We start from the raw sequence: 18,465 nt of genomic DNA, 5'->3' as shown, positions 1-18,465 counted from the left end.
TCCGTGGCTTGTCCCCTTTGAGGGGGATGGACGGGGATATGGCCAAGGCGCCCGCCCCGTGATCCAAAGAATGCGAGCAGTGCACGCCTCCTCAACCCAGCCAGCGCGCCAACCGCAGCCGATCCGCCGGCAACCCCGCCTCCGCCAGCTTCGCGTAGGCCCGCTTGCGCAAAGTCACCACCGTCGAAGGGGCGACATCAAGCTCCACCGCGATGCCGTCCGCGCTGAGCCCGTGCGCGATGCGCGCCACCACCTCGGCCTCGCGCGGCGAAAGCGTGGGCACCAGGCGCGCCAGGCGCTGGCGCGACTGCGCGACCTGCGCCTCGCGGTCCACGGCCACGCACTCGGCGTTCAGGGCCGCCTGGTGCGCCTGCCGCAGCAGCGGCGCCAGGCCCAGCAGGCGCTCGATCTCGTCTGGCCGGAACAGGCCCTGGCGTTCGTCGCGATAGAGGTGAATGGCCTGCACCGCGCCCGGCGTGGGCGCGTGCAGCAAGCTGAAGCGCTCGGTCAGGCGCTCGCGCTTGTAGATGTCGTTGCGCCAGCCCGCCACGGGCAACTCATCGGCGCGGCAGTGCAGCACCGCCACCTCGCGCGCGGGGCGCTGCGACACGCGGTCGGCCAGGCGCATCACAGAATCGGCGCGCCAGTAGCTGCGGCGGTAGATGGCGAAGCACTCGGCCACCACGTCGCGGCCGTGGCCTTCGTTGGGATGGCGCGAGCTGCCTTCGACGAGTTCGGGTGTGTCGCGCCGGAAGTTGACGAGCGAGAGGTACTCCACCGGCACCACGGCGTCGATGGCGCTGAGCAGGCGCGCGGCGCTGGGCGGCGCGCTCGCGCAGTCGAGCAGGGCCGAGACGGCGGTGGGGCTCAGCGCCTGGCCGGGCGCATGGGCATCGAGGGACCAGATGGCGGGCATGACTCCATTCTGGAAACACGCCCGCCCCGTGCGCCAGCGGGCTAACCCTGCTGCGGTTCCTCGGGGTACAGACCCAGGGTGCGCGCGCGCAGCCGCGCCAGGCCCAGCAGTGCCTCGGTGAAGGGCGTGGGCACCTGCGTCAGGCGGCCCAGTTCGGCCACCACGGCGACCAGCGCGTCCAGCTCCACGGGCCGGCCGGCTTCCACGTCCTGCAGCATGGAGGTCTTGAACGCGCCGAGCTTGAGCGTGACGGCGTGGCGGTCCTCGGGCTGCTGATCGATGGGGATGCCCAGCTTCGCGCCGATGGCCTTGGCCTCCAGCATCACGGCGCTGATGAAGCCGCGCACCTGCGGGTCGCCGAGGATGCGGTCGGTGGTGGCGCCGGTGATGGCGCTCACGGGGTTGACCGTCATGTTGCCCCAGAGCTTGTACCAGACGTCCTTCTGGATCTGCGGGGACAGCTTGCCTTCGATGCCGGCCTCGGTCAGCGCGTCAACGACGGCCTGCGCGCGCGGGCTCTGTTCGCCCGACGGCTCGCCCACGATGAGGCCATTGCCGAAGTGGTGGCGCACCACGCCCGGCGCGTCGAGCGCGCAACTGGCGTGCACCACGCCGCCCAGCACGTGGCGGCCGGGCACGGCGCGCGCCATGGCGCCGCCCGGGTCCACCACGGGCAGGGGCGTGCCTTGCAGCGCGCCGCCGAAGCCTTCGAAGAACCACCAGGGCACACCGTTCATGGCCGTGAGCACGGTGGTGTGGCGGCCGATCAAAGGCCCGATGGCGGGCGCAATGCCGGGCAGCGCGGGCGCCTTCACGGCGAGGATCACCAGGTCGTGCGGGCCGAGTTCGTGCGCCTGGTCGCTGGCGCGCACCGGAGCCTGCAGCAACTCGCCGCCCTGATGCAGGCGCAGGCCGTTCGCGCGCAGCGCGGCCAGCGTCTCGCCACGTGCGAGAGCACTCACCTCGCGGCCCGAGCGCGCCAGGCGCGTGCCCAGCCAGCCGCCGATGGCGCCGGCACCCACGATTGCGACGCTGCGGATGTCGGTGGCTCCGCTCATGCGCGGTAGCTCGAATCGATGCGATCGACCTGGCGCACCAGGGCGTCGAACACGTCGCGGCCGGCGCCGTGTCGGGGGTCGAACTGGAAGGAGTCGCGCGTGCATTTGGCGGCGACCGCCTCGCTCACGGGGATGGCGGCCTGCGGCCCGCCCATGCTGAAGGTGGCGAGCTGGATCTCGCAGGCGCGCTGCAGGGTCCAGAGGATGGCGAAGGTCTGCGGCAAGGTGCCGCCCCAGGCCAGCAGGCCGTGGTTGCGCAAGATCACCGCCTGGCGGTCGCCAATGCTCTTGAGCAGGCGCGGGCCCTCGTCGGCGTGGATGGTGATGCCCTCGAAGTCGTGGTACGCCACCATGCCGTGCAGTTGCGCGGTGTAGAAGTTGGTCTGCTGCAGGCCATCCTTCAGGCAGGCCACGGACACGCCAGCCGTGGTGTGCGTGTGCATCACGCAGTGCGCGCCGGGCAGGCCGTCGTGGATGGCGGCGTGCACCGTGAAGCCCGCCGGGTTGACGCGGTGCGTGGAACCGTCGAGGACATTGCCCTGCAGGTCGATCTTCACGAGGTTGCTGGCCGTCACCTCGCTGTAGTGCAGCCCGAAGGGGTTGATAAGGAAGTGCTTCTCACCCCCGGTCACGCTGTCGGGCAGGCGCAGCGTGATGTGGTTGTAGATCATCTCCGTCCAGCCGAGCATGGCGAAGACGCGGTAACAGGCGGCGAGCTCCAGGCGCGCGGCCCATTCGTCGGCGTGCATGCCGGGGGGCAGCACGGTGGTGGTTTGCAGGGCGGCGTTCATGACGTGTCTCCTCTGTTCTCGGGTGGGTCGATGGTCAGTAGGTGTTCGGGCCCTGTTGGATCGGGCCTTTGAACTTTGCGAGCAGTTGCGTGGCACCGGACGCGAGCAGCATGCTGTCGGCGCCCACGGCCACGAACAGCGCGCCAGCGTCCAGCCACTGGCGCGCACCGGCCTCGGTGGTGGCCAGGATGCCCGGGGCCTTGCCCGCCGCGCGGATGCGGCGCATGCCGTCGGCGATGGCGGCCTGCACCTCGGGGTGGGCGGCGTTGCCGCGGTGGCCCATGCTGGCGCTGAGGTCGGCGGGGCCGATGAACACACCGTCGACGCCCGGCGTGGCGGCGATGGCGTCGAGGTTCTTCATGGCGGTCACGGTCTCGGCCTGCACCAGCACGCAGACCTGTTCGTCGGCCTCGTGCACGTAGCGCGCGTGCGCCTGCCAGCGCGAGGCGCGCGCCAGTGCGCTGCCCATGCCGCGCACGCCCACCGGCGCGTAGCGCGTGGCGGCCACCACCTGGGCGGCCTGCTCGGGCGTGTCGATCATGGGCACCAGCAGGGTCTGCGCGCCGATGTCCAGGTACTGCTTGATGAGCGCGGTGCCGACGTCACCCGTGCCCACGGGCACGCGCACCACCGGGTGCGAGCGCGCGTCGCCGAAGCCCTGCTGGGCGCTGGCCACGGCCTGCAGTTGCGCGAGCGTGCTGCGCACGTCGTTGGGCGCGTGCTCGCCGTCGATGAGCAGCCAGTCGTAGCCGACGCCCGCGATGAGTTCGGTGCTGTAGGCACTGGCCAGCGCGGCCCACAGGCCGATCTGTGCGCGGCCCTCGGCCAGGGCCTGCTTGAACACGTTCGTGGGGATTTGCATGGTGGCGGTAGGCATCAAACGAAGCGGAAGCGCAGCACGCCCAGCGGGCCGTAGTCGGCTTCGAAGCGGTCGCCGGCCTGGGCGGGCACGGGGCGCGTGAAAGAGCCGGCCAGCACGATCTGCCCGGGCTGCAGGGTCTCGCCCCAGGGGGCGAGCTTCTCCGACAGCCAGGCGATGCCGATGGCCGGGTGGCCCTGCACACCGGCGGCCAGGCCGGTTTCTTCCACCACGCCGTTGAGCTTGAGCGCGGCGCCGCACCAGGGCAGGTCGGTGGTGAGCGGGTTGGCGCGGTAGCGGGCATCGCCCTCGCCGATAACGATAGCGGCGTTGGCCGCGTTGTCGCTGATGGTGTCGAACACCTTGCGCGGCTTCTTCGTGTCGCGGTCGAACTGCTCGATGCGCGCGTCGATGATCTCGATGGCGGGCGTGACGTAGTCGGTGGCGGCCAGCACCTGCTCCACCGTCACGGGGCCGCTCAGCGCGCTCTTGAGCACGAAGGCCAGCTCCACCTCCACGCGCGGCGAGAGGAAGCGGTTCACCGGAATCTCCAGTTCCTCGCCTGCCTTCGCCACCAGTTTCATCGAGCCCAGCAGGGTGCCGAAGTCGGGCTCGTCGATCTGGCTGGAGATCTGCATGGCGCGGCTGGTGAGGCCGATCTTGTGTCCGATGACCGGGTCACCGCGGCCGCGCTGCAGCGCCACCCAGGCGCGGCCCACGCGGTAGCCGTCGTCGATGGTCATGGCGGGGAAGCGCTGCGAGAAGTGGCGCAGCGGCTGGCGCTGGCGCGCGGACTCGTCGAGTTCGGTGGCGAGCTGCTGGAGGGTGGCGTCGTCGAGCATGGTCAGGTCGATCGCAGAGGCGTGAACAGGGGGTGGAGGGAGCTGATCTTGGCGTCGAAGACCTCGGGGCCTTCGTCCACCTGCACGGTGATGCCGATGGGCCGCCGGGTCAGTTGCTCGGCGAAGTGCTGGCGCGCCACGGCCTCCAGCGCGCCGCCCGAGCGCTTTTGCACGGCGGCGCTGCGCCCGCGCCCCATGCGCAGGTTGAGGTAGACGAAGGCGTAGTCGCGCCCCATGCCGACGGCCTCGCCCGCGTCGCCACCGTCGGCGATGGCCCAGTGGGCGGCCGGAAAGGCCAGCACGCGCGTGCCGCCGGTGGGAAAGACCTGGCGCCCGCCTTCGTCGTGGATGGTGAGCATGGCGTCGGCGAGCGAGCGGCACAGCGCGCGCATGTCGGTGCCGCCATCGGCTTCGGGCGCGTCCAGGTTGCCGCTGTAGAGGATGACGAGGTGGGGCATGGGTGCCGTCCTGCTCAGAGCCGCGAGACGGCCTGGAAGCCTTGCGCCGACGAGGCCTGGGGCTGCGGGATCGCCTTGCCCGTGACGGGCGTGACGGGGAAGACAATGTTGATCTGCCCCGTGCCCGAGGCACCGAAGTACGGCGTGATGACCTCGCCGTGGCCGTCGTACTCGCTCCAGCCGAGTGCGCCGAGCATCATGGCCGTGTCGTGCATGAAGCCTTCGCCGTGCCCTTTCACGGCGTACTCGGGCAGCATTTCGCAGAAGGCCTTCCACTCGCCGCTCTGCCACATGCGCACCACCTCGTGGTCCATGGTTTCCAGGAAGGGGCTCCAGAGCTTGAAGGCGTATTCGGGCGCCAGGCCGTTCTGCGCGAAGCGATGGCTGAGGGAGCCGCTGGCGAGGATGGCGACGGTGCCGTCGTACTCGTCTTCGATGGCGCGGCGCAGGGCCCAACCCAGGCGGGCGCTGTCGTTGAGGTAGTGGGCCATGCACAGGGCCGAGACGGACACGGCCTTGAAGTGCTGGTCGGGGTTCATGTAGCGCATGGGCACGAGGGTGCCGTACTCGGGCGCGAGGGTGGTGCCGTCGTGCGCCAGCGTGTCCACTTTCATCTGATTCGCGACCTTGGCCAGCAGCTTGCCCAGTTCGGGGTTGCCGGGGATGGCGTAGGGCATGTTGGCGATGAAGTGCGGCAGTTCGTTGCTGGTGTAGTTACCCTGCCAGTGTTTGGCGCAGTTGATGTGGTAGCTGGCGTTGACGAGCCAGTGGGTGTCGAACACGATGAAGGTGTCGACGCCCATGTCTCTGCAGCGCTGGCCGATTTCTTTCAGGCCGTCGATGGCATCCTGGCGGGTGCCTTTGCGGGGGCCTTCGTCGATCTCGCTGAGGACGATGGAGGGGACGTGGGTGATCTTGGCTACCAGTGCTAACTTGCCCATGGTTGGTCTCCTGTTTGGGCTCGGTGTGCGAGCGGCTGTTCGGCTGGCTTGGTGGGGGGCAGCGCCAATGGGTGCCCGCCTCCGCGAATGTCCCCCGCCAAGGGCTGCGCCCTTGGCTCCTCCTTTATTTCGCTGCGGCGGACACCCATCGTCGCTGCTGCGCTGCATCCGAGGTGAACCATCGGTTGGTGTGCGGTGCGCTTCTGCGGATCGAAGTGACAGGGCGCTCTGCGCAGCGAAATAAAGGAGGAGGGTCGGGCGCAGCCCGATCCGGGGGACATTCGCGGAGCAGAGCGCCCTGGCGCTTCGATCCTGCCCACCCGGATGCGTGAAACGCCCTGAAAACCCATCACACCCCCCAATGAGGAATGTGGTGCGACCCCAAAGAAACAGCAACGTTCTTGGGCTCCAGAAACACCTCGTAGCTCCAGGTACCGCCTTCGCGCCCGGTACCGGAAGCCTTGGTCCCCCCAAACGGTTGACGCAAATCGCGAACGTTCTGCGAGTTGACGAAACACATGCCCGCTTCGATGGAAGCCGCCACGCGGTGCGCCTTGCCCAGGTTCTCCGTCCACACGTAGCTGGACAGGCCGTACTGGATGTCGTTGGCCAACTCGATCGCGTGCGCCTCGTCCTTGAACGGAATCAGGCAGGCCACCGGGCCGAAGATCTCGTCCTGCGCGATCTTCATGCGGTTGTCCACATCGGCGAAGACCGTGGGCCAGACGTAGTTGCCCTTGGCCACACGCGCCGACAACTCCGGCGCATAACTCGGCCGGTCCAGCCCGCCGCACAGCATCGTCGCGCCCTCCTTCGGGCCCAGCTCGATGTAGCTCTTCACCTTCGCCAGGTGCGCTTTGCTGATCATGGGGCCGACGATGGTCTTGTCGTCCTGCGGGTCGCCCACCACGATCTTCTTCGCGCGCTCGGCGAACTTCTGCGCGAAGTCGGCGTAGATGCTCTGCTGCACCAGGATGCGGCTGCCCGCGGTGCAGCGCTCGCCGTTGTTGCTGAAGATCATGAACACGGCGGCGTCCAGCGCGCGGTCCAGGTCGGCGTCCTCGAAGATCACGAAGGGGCTCTTGCCGCCCAGCTCCATGCTGAACTTCTTCAGGCCCGCGCTCTGCACGATGCGGTTGCCGGTGGCGGTGGAGCCGGTGAAGCTGATGGCGCGCACGTCGGGGTGGCTGCAGAGCGGCTCGCCGGCTTCCTTGCCGAAGCCGTGCACGATGTTGAGCACGCCCGGCGGCACGCCGGCCTCCAGCGCCAATTCACCCAGGCGCGCGGCCGTCAAGGGGCTCAGCTCGCTCATCTTCAGCACGGCCGTGTTGCCGAAGGCCAGGCAGGGCGCGGTCTTCCAGGTGGCCGTCATGAAGGGCACGTTCCAGGGGCTGATGAGCGCGCACACGCCCACCGGGTGGAACAGGGTGTAGTTCAGGTGCGTGGGCGTGGGGTAGGTGTGGCCGTCCACGCGCGTGCACATCTCGGCGAAGTAGCTGAAGTTGTCGGCCGCGCGCGGCACGAGCTGCTTGCCCGTCTGGGAAATCGTCTGGCCGGTGTCGTCGGTCTCGGTGCGCGAGAGCTCGGGCACGTGCTTCGTGATCAGCTCGCCGAGCTTGCGCATGATGGCCGCGCGCTCGGTGGCGGGGCGGCCGGCCCAGGCGGGGAAGGCGTCCTTGGCGGCCTGCACGGCGGCGTTGATCTCGGCCTCGCCGCCGGCGGCGACCTCGGCCAGCGTGGCCTGCGTGGCGGGGTTGGTGGTTTCGAACGTGGCGGCGCTGCCGACGGCCTTGCCGTTGATGAGGTGCTGGATGGTCATGTGGAGGCTGGAGCGGTGATGGTGTTGTGCAGTTCGCCGATGCCCTCGATGGACGTGACGATCACGTCGCCGGGCTGGCAGTCGACCACGCCGTCTGGCGTGCCGGTGAGGATCAGGTCCCCGGGTTGCAGGGTCATGAAGGAGGTGAAGTACTCGATGAGCGTGGGCACGTCGAACACCATGTCGCTTGTGTTGCCGCGCTGCGTCACCTTGCCGTTCACCGTGGTCTGCAGGGCCAGGTTCGCGGGGTCGGGCACGTCTTGTGCGTCCACCAGCCAGGGGCCGATGGGCGTGCAGGTGTCGCGGTTCTTCACGCGCAGGTTGGGGCGGTACCAGTTTTCCAGGTAGTCGCGGATCGCGTAGTCGTTGGCCACGCTGTAGCCGGCGATGAAGTCCTGGGCGTCACCGCGCTTCACGTGTTTCGCGGTGCGGCCGATGACCACGGCGAGTTCGCACTCGTAGTGCATGAACTTCACATCGGCCGGGCGCACGGTGAAGGCGCGATGGCCGATGAGCGAGGCCTCGCCCTTGGCGAAGGCCAGGGGCTCGGTGGGCGGCTTGAACGCGAGTTCCTTGGCGTGGTCGGCGTAGTTCAGGCCCAGGGCCAGCACGGTGCGCGGGCGCGGCACGGGCGCCAGCGGCGGCAGCCAGACGACTTCGTCGAAGCCGACGCGGCGGCCCTTGAAGGCGGGCGTGAGCAGCTCGAGTTGGCCGTCGCGTTCGACGGCGTCGTGGACCGCGCCGGCCCAGGCGATGCGGGCTCTCTTCATTGCGCGTCTCCCTCTTGCACGAAGCGCTGCACCGCAGGCTTGAAGCCCGGCGCGCTGATTTCCACCGCGTCGCCGGCCACCACGCGCGGGCGCGTGCCGTTGGCCAGCACCTCGCTGCCGATGAGCAGCACGTCACCGGCGCGCAGCGTCATGAATTCGCCCACGTCTTTCAGCAGCGTGGGGATGTCGCGCACCAGGTCCTTGAGCGCGGTGCTCTGCTTGTGCACGCCGTGGATGCGCAGCTCCAGCTCGAGCGCGGCCAGGCCGTCGATGCCCCCGAGCGCCGTGAGCGGCGTGGGCTCCAGCGGCAGGCCCAGGAAGCCGTCGCGGTTGCGGAACTTCATCGGGGGGCGGTAGTAGCTGTCGTGCGCCAGGCTCACGTCATTGACCAGCAGGGCGTGCGTGGGCGCGCCGTGCTCGCCCATGAGCAATCCCAGGCTGGCCGAGACCTCGACCGTTTCGCCCGCCGGCAAGGCCACGCTGGCGCCGTGTGGCGCAAATGTGTTGGCCGTCTTCACGTACAGAACAGGCGCCTTGGGCGCGCCGCCATAGGGCTTGTCGTCCATGCGCGGCTGCCAGCGCGCGACTTCGCCGCGAAAGTTCAGCAGCGTGCCGTATACGGTGCCCGAGGGCACCCATCCATGGGCAGTCATGCCGCCTCCTCATCCAGGTTGTCGTCCACATCGCCCTCCAGGGCGATCACGTCGTCGAGCAAGGCATAAAGCTGCGCGAGCCGCGCCTTGCTCAATCGCTCCTCCAGCCAGGCGTAGTGCGCGTGGATGGTGGCGGACAGCTTGCGCACCAGCTTCAGCCCGGCGGGCGTGGCGCGCACCACGGTGCGGCGCGCGTCCTGGCTGCAGCGCTCGCGCGAGATCAGGCCGTCGCGCTCCATGCGCGCGAGCACGCCGGTGAGGCTGGGCCCGAGCAGGAAGGCCTCGCGCGCGATGCGCCCGGTCTCGATGCCGGCCGGGTCGCGCGCGTGTTCGCCCAGCACGCGCAGCACGCGCCATTGCTGGTCGCTCAGGCCGTGCTCGCGCAGGCTGGGCCGCGTGTGCTGCATCACCGCCTCCCGAGCCTGCAGCAGCAGGCGCGGGAGGTTGCGGTGGGTGAAGGTCTTGTCGTTGCTGTCCATGGCAATTTATTTAACATGTTAAATGAAATCGCCCGATCCGCCTACCCCGATCGATTCGGGGGTTTTCCCGCAGAAGGCGACCCGTTCGTCGCCGAACCTCAGTCGATGGTGGTGCCCGAGGCGCGCACCACCTTGCCCCAGCGCTCGGTCTCGCTGCGTTGATAGGCGCCGAGCTGCGCCGGGCTCATGGGCGCGCTCACCGGCTCGAAGCCATCGCCTTCCAGGCGCGCGCGCAGCGCGGGCTCCTTCATCACCTTGGCCAGGGCCTCGGCGTAGCGGTTGATGAGTTCGGGCGGCGTGCCGGCCGGTGCCACCACGCTCTGCCAGGCGACGGCCTCGAAGTCCTTGGTGCCGGCCTGGCCCGATTCGGCGATGGTGGGCACGTCGGCCACGGCCGGCTGGCGTTTGGCGGAGGTGACGGCGATGGCGCGCAGCTTGCCCGCCTTGACGTGGCCCAGCGCGGGCGGGATGTCACTGAACATGAGGTCGATCTGGCCGCCGAGCAGGTCGGTGATGGCCGGGCCGCTGCCGCGGTAGGGCACGTGCTTGAGGTTGGCGCCGGTGGCGGCCTTGAACATCTCGGCGCCCAGGTGGTGCGGGCTGCCGTTGCCGGCCGAGCCGTAGACCAGGCCGCCGGGGCGCGACTTGGACAGTGCCACCAGTTCGGCGATGGTCTTCACCGGCAACGAGGGGTTCACCACCACCAGCAGCGGCACCGCGCCGATCATGCCGATGGGCGCGAAGTCCTTGGCCGGGTCGTAGGCGAGCTGCTTGTAGAGCCAGGGGTTGATGGCCAGCGTGGTGCTGGTGGCCACGAGCAGGGTGTTGCCGTCGGCGGCCGCGCGCGCCACGTGGGCCGCGCCCACGCCGCTGCCGGCGCCGGGCTTGTTCTCCACGATCATGGTGCGGCCCAGCAAGGGCGACATGTGCTGCGCGAGCAGGCGGCCGAGCAGATCGGTGGTGCCGCCAGGCGCGTAGGGCACGACGATGGTGATCGCTTTGTCGGGCTGCGCGAAGGCAGCGGGCGAGGCGGTGGCGGCGCACAGCGCGGCGAGCTGAGTCAGGGCAAGGCGGCGGTTCATGGTGTGTCTCCTGTGGTGATGAATCGTGTCAGGCCGCGACGGCGGCGCCGCGAAGGCGGTCGATCAGCGCGAGCGGGTCGGCCGGCGGTGCGTCGCCGCGCCAGGCCACGTGCTGGTCGGGGCGCGAGAGCAGCAGCGCGGGCGTGTAGAGATCGCCGGCCTCGCTTGGGCTCAGGTCCAGCACGCGCAATGGCACGCCGCGTGTCCGGGCCGCGTCCTCGATCGGCCGCACATCGACCGTGGGATCGCGGCGCAGCAGCGTGTAGTCGGGGCCCAGCGCGTCGTAGAGCGAGCGCCCGTCGTCGAGCCAGACGTGCGGCGTGCGGCAGCCCGGCACGGTGGAGGGCGTGAAGCCGTCCATGGTGTAGCCGGGCGCGGCCTCGCCGTCGTAGGCGATCAGCGGCGAGTCGTCGTAGAAGTAGCCGAAGTTCAGGCCACCGCAGCAGTACTGGCGCACGTTGAGTTCGTACAGCGCGGCACCGGCCTTGGCGCGCGCGGCAGCGCCGGCCTCGCCCGCGTCCTCGATGCCCGCCGGCACGCCCTCTCGCTGCGCCTGCAGGGCCAGGGCGTGGTTCATGGCGAAGCGCGAAACCTGCTCGGTGATGGGCTGGCGCTCGCGCTCGTAGGCGGTGAGCGCGGCCTCGGTGGCCCAGCCGTTCAGGTGCGCGGCCAGCACCCACGACAGGTTCATGGCGTCGGCGATGCCGGCGTTCATGCCGTAACCAGCCATGGGAATCCACAGGTGCGAGGCGTCGCCGCAAATGAAGATGCGGCGGTCGCGGAAGCGGTCGGCCACGAGGCGGCGGCCGATCCAGTCTTCCTTGCTGATGATCTCGTACTGAAAGTCGGCGCCCACGCCCAGGATCTCGCGGATCGCCCAGTCGCGGTCGACGGACTCGAAGTCGGCTTCGTCGGCCTTGAGGTAGTTGTGCAGCAGCCAGGTCTCGCGCCCGTCGATGGCGTAGACGTTGCCGCAGCGGCGCGGGTTGAGCGAGAAGGTGGCCCAGGCCGGGCCATGCTTCGCCAGGCCCAGCAGGGAGGGCGCGCGGAAGTAGGTGGACTGCACGCGGCCCACCTCGTCGGTGCCCGAGAGCTTGGCGCCGATGTGCTTGCGCACCATCGAGCGGCCACCGTCGCAGCCGATCAGGTAGTCGGCCTGCAGCTCGATGGCCTCGTCGCTGTCCAGGTTCACGCCGCTGGCGCGCACGCCGGCGTCGTCCTGCGCCACCTCGTCGATGCGCGTGCGGTTGAGGATGCGCAGGCCCGGCTGGCGCTCGGCGTGCGCGAACAGCACGGGTTCCAGGTAGATCTGGTTGATGCGGTGCGGCGGCTCGGGCGTGGGCCACCAGGTGTCGGGCCCGCCGGTGGCGGTGTAGCGGCTCTGGCGCGCGGGGATGGGAATGCGGGAGAGTTCTTCGCCGGTGAAGCTGGTGCGGTAGGCGACGTCGTTCGGGTAGTCGCCGGGCAGGCCGGCCTCGCGCAGCGCACCGGCCACGCCCAGGCGGCGGAAGATCTCCATCGAGCGCGCCGACACGTGGTTGCACTTCACGTTGGGCGGCTCGCCGCGGTGGCGCGTCTCCGCCACCAGCACGGCGATGCCGCGCTGGGCGAGGTCCATGGCGAGCGTCAGGCCCACGGGCCCGGCGCCCACGATCAGCACCTGCGCACGCAGGGTCTGGGTCATGCATGTCTCCATTGATTGGGTGGGAACCGACAATTACAGGCGTTCGCGCGCCGCGTGAAAAATGAAACTTCCATGGCGATTCATAAAAATCCCGCTCACCTGGGCAGCCTGCCGTCGGTGCGCCAGTTGCGCGCCTTCGTGGCGGTGTACGACAGCGGCCAGCTCTCGGCCGCGGCCGAGGCCCTGTCGCTGACTCAGCCGGCCGTGACCGTGCTGCTGCGCGAGCTGGAGGCGCGCCTGGGCGTGCGCCTGTTCGACCGCAGCACGCGCAGCCTGCGCCGCACCGAGGCCGCGGCCGAGGCCATCGGCCACGCGCGCCGCGCCCTGGCCGAGATGCAGGCGTTGAGCGGCGGCATGGCCTCGCTCGCGCGCGGCGAGCGCGGGCGCCTGCGCATTGCGGCCACGTCCACGGTGGCGCAGACCCTGCTGCCCGCCGCCGTGCGCCGCTACCTCGACCGCCACCCCACGATCGAGCTGCAGATCGACGACTGCGCGCCCGGCGAATTCGCCGAGCGCGTGCTCGCGGGCCACGTGGACCTGGGGTTGGGCACGCTCGAAGGGCCGGTGCCGGGGCTGTCGCAGCGCGTGGTGCTGCGCGACCACCTGGCCGCGGTCGCGCCCGCCGGCCCGCGCTTCGCGGCGGACAAGCCGCTGACCTGGAAACAGCTCGCCGTTTGGCCGGTGATCACCGTGCGACCGGGCTACGGCGTGCGCCGGCGCATCGACGCGGCGGCGCGTGAGGCGGGCGTCGAACTGCGCGTGGCGCACGAGGTCTCGCTGCTCACCACGGCCGTGGCCCTGGCCGCTGCGGGCCTGGGCGTGGCGGTGGTGCCGGGCAGCGTGTTCGCACCGGCGCTGCACCCCGAACTGGTGGCGCGGCGCATGGTGCGGCCGGTGGTGGAGCGCGACACGGCGGTGGTGTTCAAGAGCGATCGATCGCTCTCGCCCGCCGCGCAGGTCTTCGCCGAGTTGATGGAGCGCGGCGAGGCCTGAGCCGGCGTCGCGAACTCAGGCCACCAGCGCGAGGAAACGGCGCGCCGCCGCGCCGAGCGTGTGGCCCTTCTTGCTCACCACGCTGATGTCGCGCGAGACCGTGGGCGCGATCAGGCGGCGCGCCACCAGGTCCGCGCCGCGCCGGGCCTCGGCCGCCATCGACGCCGGCACGATGGCCGCGCCCAGGCCTTCGCGCGCCATGGCCACGGCCGTGGCCAGCAGCGACACCTCATGCACGATCTGCAGCTCGATGCCGGCGACGGCGGCGGCGCGCTCGATGGCGCGGCGGCTGCCATAGCCCGGGCGCACCACGATGAGCGGCTGCCCCGCCAGGGCCTTCCAGCGCAGCGCCTTGCCCCCCGAGGCGAGCGAGTGCCCGGCGTGGCACAAGAGGCATAGCTGGTCGCGCAACAGCACCTCGGACACCAGTTCGGGGTGTTCGCTCTCCATCACACCGATGCCGAAGTCCGCGCGTTCGCCCACGATGGCGGCGACGAACTGGTCGGGCGCGCAGTCTTCCAACTGCACGCGCGTCTGCGGCTGCTCACGCTGGAAGCGCGCGAGCGCGCGCGGCATGAGGCTTTGCGCGACGGCGGGCGTGACGGCCACGCGGATCTTGCCGGCCTGGTGTTCTTCGAGCGCCTGCGCGTCGCGCGCCAGGCCGTCGAGTTCACCGAGCAGGCGCTCGGCGGTGGCGATGAGGTGGTCGGCCGCAGCGGTGCGGTGCAGGGCGCGCGTGGTGCGGTCGAACAAGGCCACGCCCAGCTTGCCTTCGAGCTGGCGCACGAGCGCGCTCACGGCCGACTGCGTGAGCGAGAGCTCGGCCGCGGCCGTGGCCACCTTGCCGCTGCGGTACACGGCAGCGAAGGCGCGCAACTGTTTGACGGTGGGCGTGTGGCGCATGGAAGCGGCGCATTGTCCATGCATGGGCAAGGTGCGAGAGACCACCCGCCCCAGGGACACCGCGGAACCGGCTTTGCCGGGCCGCAGGTGTCGCCCCCTTGAGGGGGACGCGCGAAGCGCGGCGGGGGTGATCCGTGTTACGCCACGGCGCTGCGGCCGCCGTCCAGGGCGATCTCGGCGCCCGTCATGTGGGCGGATTCATCGCTCGCGAGGTAGAGCGCCAGCGCGGCCACTTCCTCGGGTTGCGGCAGGCCCAAGAGGTGGCGGCTCACGGCCTGCTGCACGCGCGGATCGTCGCGGATGAAGCGCTCCATGCGCCCGCTGAGCACCGCACCCGGCGCGATGAGGTTGCTGCGAATGCCCTTCGCGGCGAACTCCACCGCGATGGAGCGGCTGAGCGCCGTGACGCCGCCCTTGGCCGCGGTGTAGGCGTCGCGCCCCACCAGACCACGCAGCGCGGCGATGGAGCCCATGTTGACGATGGCGCCGCCGCCACCCGCCGCCATGGCGGGAATGGCGTGGCGGCAGCACAGGAACATGCCGAACAGGTCGATGCGGATGGCGCGCCAGAACTCGTCCAGGTCGACCTCCACCACCGAACGGTCGTGCGTGGTGGAGCCGCCCGCGTTGTTCACCAGCACGTCGAGCCGGCCGAAAGACTCCGTGGCGGTGGCGACCGCGGCGCGCACGCTCTTCTCGTCGGTCACGTCGAGTTCGACGAAGCGCGCCGCCAGGCCGCCGGCCACCAGTTCGTCGGCCACGCCCTCGCCGCCCGCGCGGTCGATGTCGCCCAGCAGCACGCGCGCGCCCTCGGCAGCGAAGCGCCGCGCGGTCGCGCGGCCGATGCCCGTGGCCGCGCCGGTGATCAGCGCGACCTTGCCCTGCAATCGGTTGCCGGTCGCGCCCATCAGTCGAGCTTCACGTTCAGGTCACGCACGAGCTGCGTCCAGCGCGCGATCTCGGCGCCGATGAAGCGCTGGAATTCGGCCGGCGGCAGGGCCACGGGGTCGGCGCCCAGGCCTTCCATCTTCTGGCGCACCTCGGGTTTTTCCATGATGGCGCGCACGCGCTGGCTCAGCGCCTCCACCGTGGCCGGTGGCGTCTTCGCGGGCGCGAACACCCCGAACCAGGCGATGACCTCGAAGCCCGGCAGGCCCTGCTCGGCCACGGTGGGCACATCGGGCAGCGCGGGCGAGCGCTGCAGCGACGTGACGCCGATGGGGCGCAGGCGGCCCGAGCGGATGTGCTGGATGGAGGCCGGCATGTCCACGAACATGAGCTGGATGTTGCCGGCCATCAGGTCCGCCAGCGCGGGGCCGCTGCCACGGTAAGGCACGTGCGTGATGTGCACGCCGGCCTGCTTCATGAACATCTGGCCCGACATGTGTTGCGAGCTACCGTTGCCGGCCGAGCCGTAGTTGACCTTGCCGGGGTTGGCGCGGGCGTAGGCGATGAGCTCCTGCACGCTGCGGATGGGCAGCGAGGGGTTGACCAGGACCACGTTGCGCTGCGTGGCCACCATGGCCACGGGCGCGAAGTCTTTCACCGGGTCGTACGGCAGGCGCTGGCCATAGAGGCCCGGGTTGATGCCGTGCGTGGCGATGGTGCCCATGCCGATGGTGTAGCCGTCGGGCGTGGCGCGCGCGATGGCCTCGGTGCCGATGTTGCCGCTGGCGCCGGTGCGGTTCTCCACCACCACGGGCTGCTGCGTCTCACGCGTGATCTCCTGGCCGATGGTGCGCGCCAGCGTGTCGAGCACGCCGCCGGTGGTGAAGGGCACGATCAGGTGGATGGGGCGGCTGGGGTAGTCCTGCGCGCCGGCGCTTGCGGCGCCAAGGGCCAGCAGCAGCGTGGCCGCCAGGGTGCGGATGGGTGTCATGGCGTCTTGTCTCCTTGTGGTCGTCCGTCGCGGCGCCATTGAAGCGAGCGTGCCCGCAAAAAGCTATCGGCAATTTGTGAAGGGCTCGCCACTTTTTTTGCAGCAACCCCGATCGCCACGCGTGAATGCCCGCTGCCTACACTCGCGCCATGAACCGACTGAGCGAACTGCTGGGCATGCGCTGGCCCCTGATCCAGGCGCCAATGGCGGGCGCGCAGGGCGCGGCCCTGGCGCTGGCGGCGGGCGAAGCGGGCGCCCTGGGCTCCCTGCCCTGCGCCATGCTGGCGCCCGACGCGATGCAGCGCGAACTCACGCTGCTGGCCGCCAGCGGCCGCCCGTACAACGTCAACTTCTTCTGCCACACGCCGCCCGAACCCGACGCCGCGCGCGAGACGGCCTGGCGCGCCGCGCTGGCGCCCTACTTCGCCGAGATCGGCCTGGACCCGGCCGGCATCCCCGCCGGCCCGGGCCGCCTGCCCTTCAGCGCCGCGGCCGCCGACGCGCTGGAGCCGTTCAAACCGCACGTGGTGAGTTTTCACTTCGGCCTGCCCGCGCCCGATCTGCTGGCGCGCGTGAAGGCCTGGAGCGCGAAGGTGCTGAGCTCGGCCACCACGGTGGACGAGGCGATCTGGCTGGAGGCCCATGGTGTGGACGCGGTCATCGCGCAGGGCCTGGAGGCCGGCGGCCACCGGGGCCACTTCCTGAGTCACGACCTGTCGCGCCAGACCGGCACCTTCGCCCTGCTGCCGCAGGTGAAGGCTGCCGTGCGCGTGCCGGTGATCGCGGCTGGCGGCATCGCCGACGCGGCGGGCGTGCGCGCCGCCATGGCCTTGGGCGCCGATGGCGTGCAGGTGGGCACGGCCTACCTGTGCAGCCCCGAGGCCACCACCAGCGCCCTGCACCGCGCCGTCCTGCAGAGCGAGGCCGCGCGTCACACGCAGCTCACCACCCTGTTCACCGGCCGGCCCGCCCGCGGCGTGCCCAACCGCGTGATGCGCGAGTTGGGGCCGTTGAACGCGGCGGCGCCGGAGTTCCCGCTGGCCACCTCGGCCATCGCGCCGCTGCGCGCGCACTGGGAGAAGCAGGGCAAGGGCGACTTCACGCCGCTGTGGTCGGGCCAGAACGCCAGCGGCTGCCGCGCGGCGGGCGCGGCCGAGATCACGCGCGATCTCGTGGCCGGGTTCTCGCCGGCCGCCTGACGCGCGGCGCTCAGACGAGCTGGCCTGGGCCAGCCGCTTGGCGCAGGCCGTTGAGCCAGCGCTTGAGGCCGGCTTCGTCGGCGCCGCGCTCCAGGGTGTGCTCCAGCCCGACCAGTTCGCGCTCCAGCCGCTGCGCCTCGGCGATGCGGGCCTGTCGCAGGGTGTTGGCGTTGGCGCTCACGCCCTCGGGCAACTCGAAGCGCCGGGCCAACGCCTCCTGGGCAGCGGCGCGCTCGCGCTCCAGCGCCGCCACCTGGCGCTTGAGTAGCAGGCTCAGCGCGGCCAGGCGCTCCTCGCCCATGGACGCCCCGGGCCCCGTGTCGGCCAGCGCGGCCCGCTGCTGGATCTCCATCAGGGCCAGCAGGTCGCGCCGGTCGTAGGCCGCATTGGCTTCGCTCATGAGCGCGGTCTTGAGCTGCCGAGCCAAGGCTTCGGGCTCGCGGTCGGGGTGCAAGGCGCTGGCGAGCTGGCGGTACAGGCGGCGCAGCAGCGTGTCGGCCTCGACCTCGGCCGCTGGCGCGGGCAGCGCCTCCCCGGCCGGCGCCTGCCGGGCCCGCCGAGCGGCGCGCTTCTTCTGGCGCCCCTCCCGCTGGTCTTTCGCGGCCTCACGGAGGCGCTGCCAGCCCGCGTGCAGCACCGCCTCGGGCGAGGCGCCATCGAGGCTGTCCAGCGGAGTGCCCAGCGCGGCCTCGAATCGCCCGCGCAGTTCATCGGCCCGGGCCTGGCGCTTGTGCGCCAGCGCTTGCGGACTGTGGCGGTCGTGCAGCGCGGCCATGTCGGCGTGGCCATCCTCGGCCAGGTCCTGCGCCAGGGCGCACAACTGGGCCCGCGCCGTGGCGGCCTGGGTGCCGCTGAGCCAGCGCGTGCGGGCGGCAGACTCCAGCGCCTCGTGCAGCAGCCGCACCAGGTCTTTGCGCGCCTGCACATGGCGCGCCCGCAGCGGTGCGATCAGGGCCATGTGCTCGGCGCGGTGCGCCCGATCCAGCGCGTCGAGCTCGGCCAGTTGCGCGCGCAGGCGGGCCACGCGCGCCAGCTGCTGGCGGTGCGCACGGGCCGCGGGCGAGGCCGGCGGATCCTCCGCGGGCGGCTGGCGCGGGTCGGCGCCGGGCAGGGTCGGGATCACGGGCGGGGGTGGGTGG

The 18,465-nt window shown here is 71.0% G+C and carries 19 protein-coding genes; 2 read left to right on the top strand and 17 right to left on the bottom strand.

The window, feature by feature from the left end; all coding sequences use genetic code 11:
- Positions 1–91: 91 nt before the first annotated feature.
- From BN948_RS23770 to BN948_RS23710, 13 genes are all read right to left on the bottom strand, one after another.
- Positions 92–916, bottom strand: coding sequence for a helix-turn-helix transcriptional regulator (locus BN948_RS23770; protein ID WP_009519319.1), 825 nt, complete (start codon positions 914–916; stop codon positions 92–94).
- Positions 917–957: 41 nt separating this feature from the next.
- Positions 958–1,974: a 2-dehydropantoate 2-reductase gene (locus BN948_RS23765; protein ID WP_009519320.1), complete on the bottom strand. Its 1,017-nt coding sequence runs from the start codon at positions 1,972–1,974 to the stop codon at positions 958–960.
- On the bottom strand, positions 1,971–2,765 hold the full coding sequence (locus BN948_RS23760) for a class II aldolase/adducin family protein (RefSeq protein ID WP_009519321.1): 795 nt from the start codon (positions 2,763–2,765) through the stop codon (positions 1,971–1,973). The genes BN948_RS23765 and BN948_RS23760 overlap by 4 nt, the downstream gene beginning before the upstream one ends.
- Before the next feature lie 34 nt (positions 2,766–2,799).
- Positions 2,800–3,627 (bottom strand): aldolase/citrate lyase family protein, encoded by an 828-nt coding sequence (locus tag BN948_RS23755; protein ID WP_035624300.1) that lies wholly within the window; start codon positions 3,625–3,627, stop codon positions 2,800–2,802.
- 14 nt (positions 3,628–3,641) lie between these two features.
- The gene (hpaH, locus tag BN948_RS23750; RefSeq protein WP_009519323.1) at positions 3,642–4,466 is read right to left on the bottom strand and encodes a 2-oxo-hept-4-ene-1,7-dioate hydratase; all 825 of its coding nucleotides are present in this window, start codon (positions 4,464–4,466) and stop codon (positions 3,642–3,644) included.
- Positions 4,467–4,468: 2 nt separating this feature from the next.
- Positions 4,469–4,924: a 5-carboxymethyl-2-hydroxymuconate Delta-isomerase gene (locus BN948_RS23745; protein WP_009519324.1), complete on the bottom strand. Its 456-nt coding sequence runs from the start codon at positions 4,922–4,924 to the stop codon at positions 4,469–4,471.
- 14 nt (positions 4,925–4,938) lie between these two features.
- Positions 4,939–5,865 (bottom strand): 3,4-dihydroxyphenylacetate 2,3-dioxygenase, encoded by a 927-nt coding sequence (hpaD, locus tag BN948_RS23740; protein WP_009519325.1) that lies wholly within the window; start codon positions 5,863–5,865, stop codon positions 4,939–4,941.
- A 349-nt stretch (positions 5,866–6,214) separates the two neighbouring features.
- A complete protein-coding gene (gene hpaE, locus BN948_RS23735) occupies positions 6,215–7,684 on the bottom strand; it encodes a 5-carboxymethyl-2-hydroxymuconate semialdehyde dehydrogenase (protein ID WP_009519326.1) in 1,470 nt (489 codons plus the stop codon).
- The gene (locus BN948_RS23730; RefSeq protein ID WP_009519327.1) at positions 7,681–8,454 is read right to left on the bottom strand and encodes a fumarylacetoacetate hydrolase family protein; all 774 of its coding nucleotides are present in this window, start codon (positions 8,452–8,454) and stop codon (positions 7,681–7,683) included. The genes hpaE and BN948_RS23730 overlap by 4 nt, the downstream gene beginning before the upstream one ends.
- Positions 8,451–9,107 carry a fumarylacetoacetate hydrolase family protein gene (locus BN948_RS23725; protein ID WP_009519328.1) on the bottom strand — a complete coding sequence of 219 codons (657 nt, stop codon included), beginning with the start codon at positions 9,105–9,107 and terminating at the stop codon, positions 8,451–8,453. Before BN948_RS23725 ends, BN948_RS23730 begins: the two co-directional genes overlap by 4 nt.
- Positions 9,104–9,586, bottom strand: a complete 483-nt coding sequence (hpaR, locus tag BN948_RS23720; protein ID WP_009519329.1) for a homoprotocatechuate degradation operon regulator HpaR — start codon at positions 9,584–9,586, stop codon at positions 9,104–9,106. The genes BN948_RS23725 and hpaR overlap by 4 nt, the downstream gene beginning before the upstream one ends.
- Positions 9,587–9,684: 98 nt before the next feature.
- On the bottom strand, positions 9,685–10,668 hold the full coding sequence (locus BN948_RS23715) for a Bug family tripartite tricarboxylate transporter substrate binding protein (RefSeq protein WP_009519331.1): 984 nt from the start codon (positions 10,666–10,668) through the stop codon (positions 9,685–9,687).
- A 28-nt stretch (positions 10,669–10,696) separates the two neighbouring features.
- On the bottom strand, positions 10,697–12,352 hold the full coding sequence (locus BN948_RS23710) for an FAD-dependent oxidoreductase (RefSeq protein ID WP_009519332.1): 1,656 nt from the start codon (positions 12,350–12,352) through the stop codon (positions 10,697–10,699).
- A gap of 72 nt (positions 12,353–12,424) precedes the next feature.
- On the opposite strand from BN948_RS23710, the gene BN948_RS23705 reads away from it, so the two are divergent.
- Positions 12,425–13,345: a LysR family transcriptional regulator gene (locus BN948_RS23705; RefSeq protein ID WP_009519333.1), complete on the top strand. Its 921-nt coding sequence runs from the start codon at positions 12,425–12,427 to the stop codon at positions 13,343–13,345.
- A gap of 15 nt (positions 13,346–13,360) precedes the next feature.
- On the opposite strand, the gene BN948_RS27520 is transcribed toward BN948_RS23705, so the two are convergent.
- From BN948_RS27520 to BN948_RS23690, 3 genes are all read right to left on the bottom strand, one after another.
- The gene (locus tag BN948_RS27520) at positions 13,361–14,248 is read right to left on the bottom strand and encodes a LysR family transcriptional regulator (RefSeq protein WP_009519334.1); all 888 of its coding nucleotides are present in this window, start codon (positions 14,246–14,248) and stop codon (positions 13,361–13,363) included.
- Between the two features lie 137 nt (positions 14,249–14,385).
- Positions 14,386–15,156 (bottom strand): SDR family NAD(P)-dependent oxidoreductase, encoded by a 771-nt coding sequence (locus BN948_RS23695; RefSeq protein ID WP_009519335.1) that lies wholly within the window; start codon positions 15,154–15,156, stop codon positions 14,386–14,388.
- Positions 15,156–16,127 carry a Bug family tripartite tricarboxylate transporter substrate binding protein gene (locus BN948_RS23690; protein ID WP_009519336.1) on the bottom strand — a complete coding sequence of 324 codons (972 nt, stop codon included), beginning with the start codon at positions 16,125–16,127 and terminating at the stop codon, positions 15,156–15,158. The genes BN948_RS23695 and BN948_RS23690 overlap by 1 nt, the downstream gene beginning before the upstream one ends.
- 149 nt (positions 16,128–16,276) lie before the next feature.
- On the opposite strand from BN948_RS23690, the gene BN948_RS23685 reads away from it, so the two are divergent.
- The gene (locus tag BN948_RS23685; RefSeq protein WP_009519337.1) at positions 16,277–17,326 is read left to right on the top strand and encodes an NAD(P)H-dependent flavin oxidoreductase; all 1,050 of its coding nucleotides are present in this window, start codon (positions 16,277–16,279) and stop codon (positions 17,324–17,326) included.
- Positions 17,327–17,336: 10 nt separating this feature from the next.
- Here the strand turns inward: BN948_RS23685 and BN948_RS23680 are convergent.
- Positions 17,337–18,465 (bottom strand): coiled-coil domain-containing protein (locus BN948_RS23680; protein WP_035624295.1); only part of this gene is annotated, 1,129 nt, incomplete at its 5' end.

Origin of the sequence: Hydrogenophaga intermedia (assembly GCF_000723405.1) — a bacterium.
GTDB classification, from domain to species: Bacteria; Pseudomonadota; Gammaproteobacteria; order Burkholderiales; family Burkholderiaceae_C; genus Hydrogenophaga; species Hydrogenophaga intermedia.
This window is presented reverse-complemented; position numbering and strand designations above follow the sequence as displayed.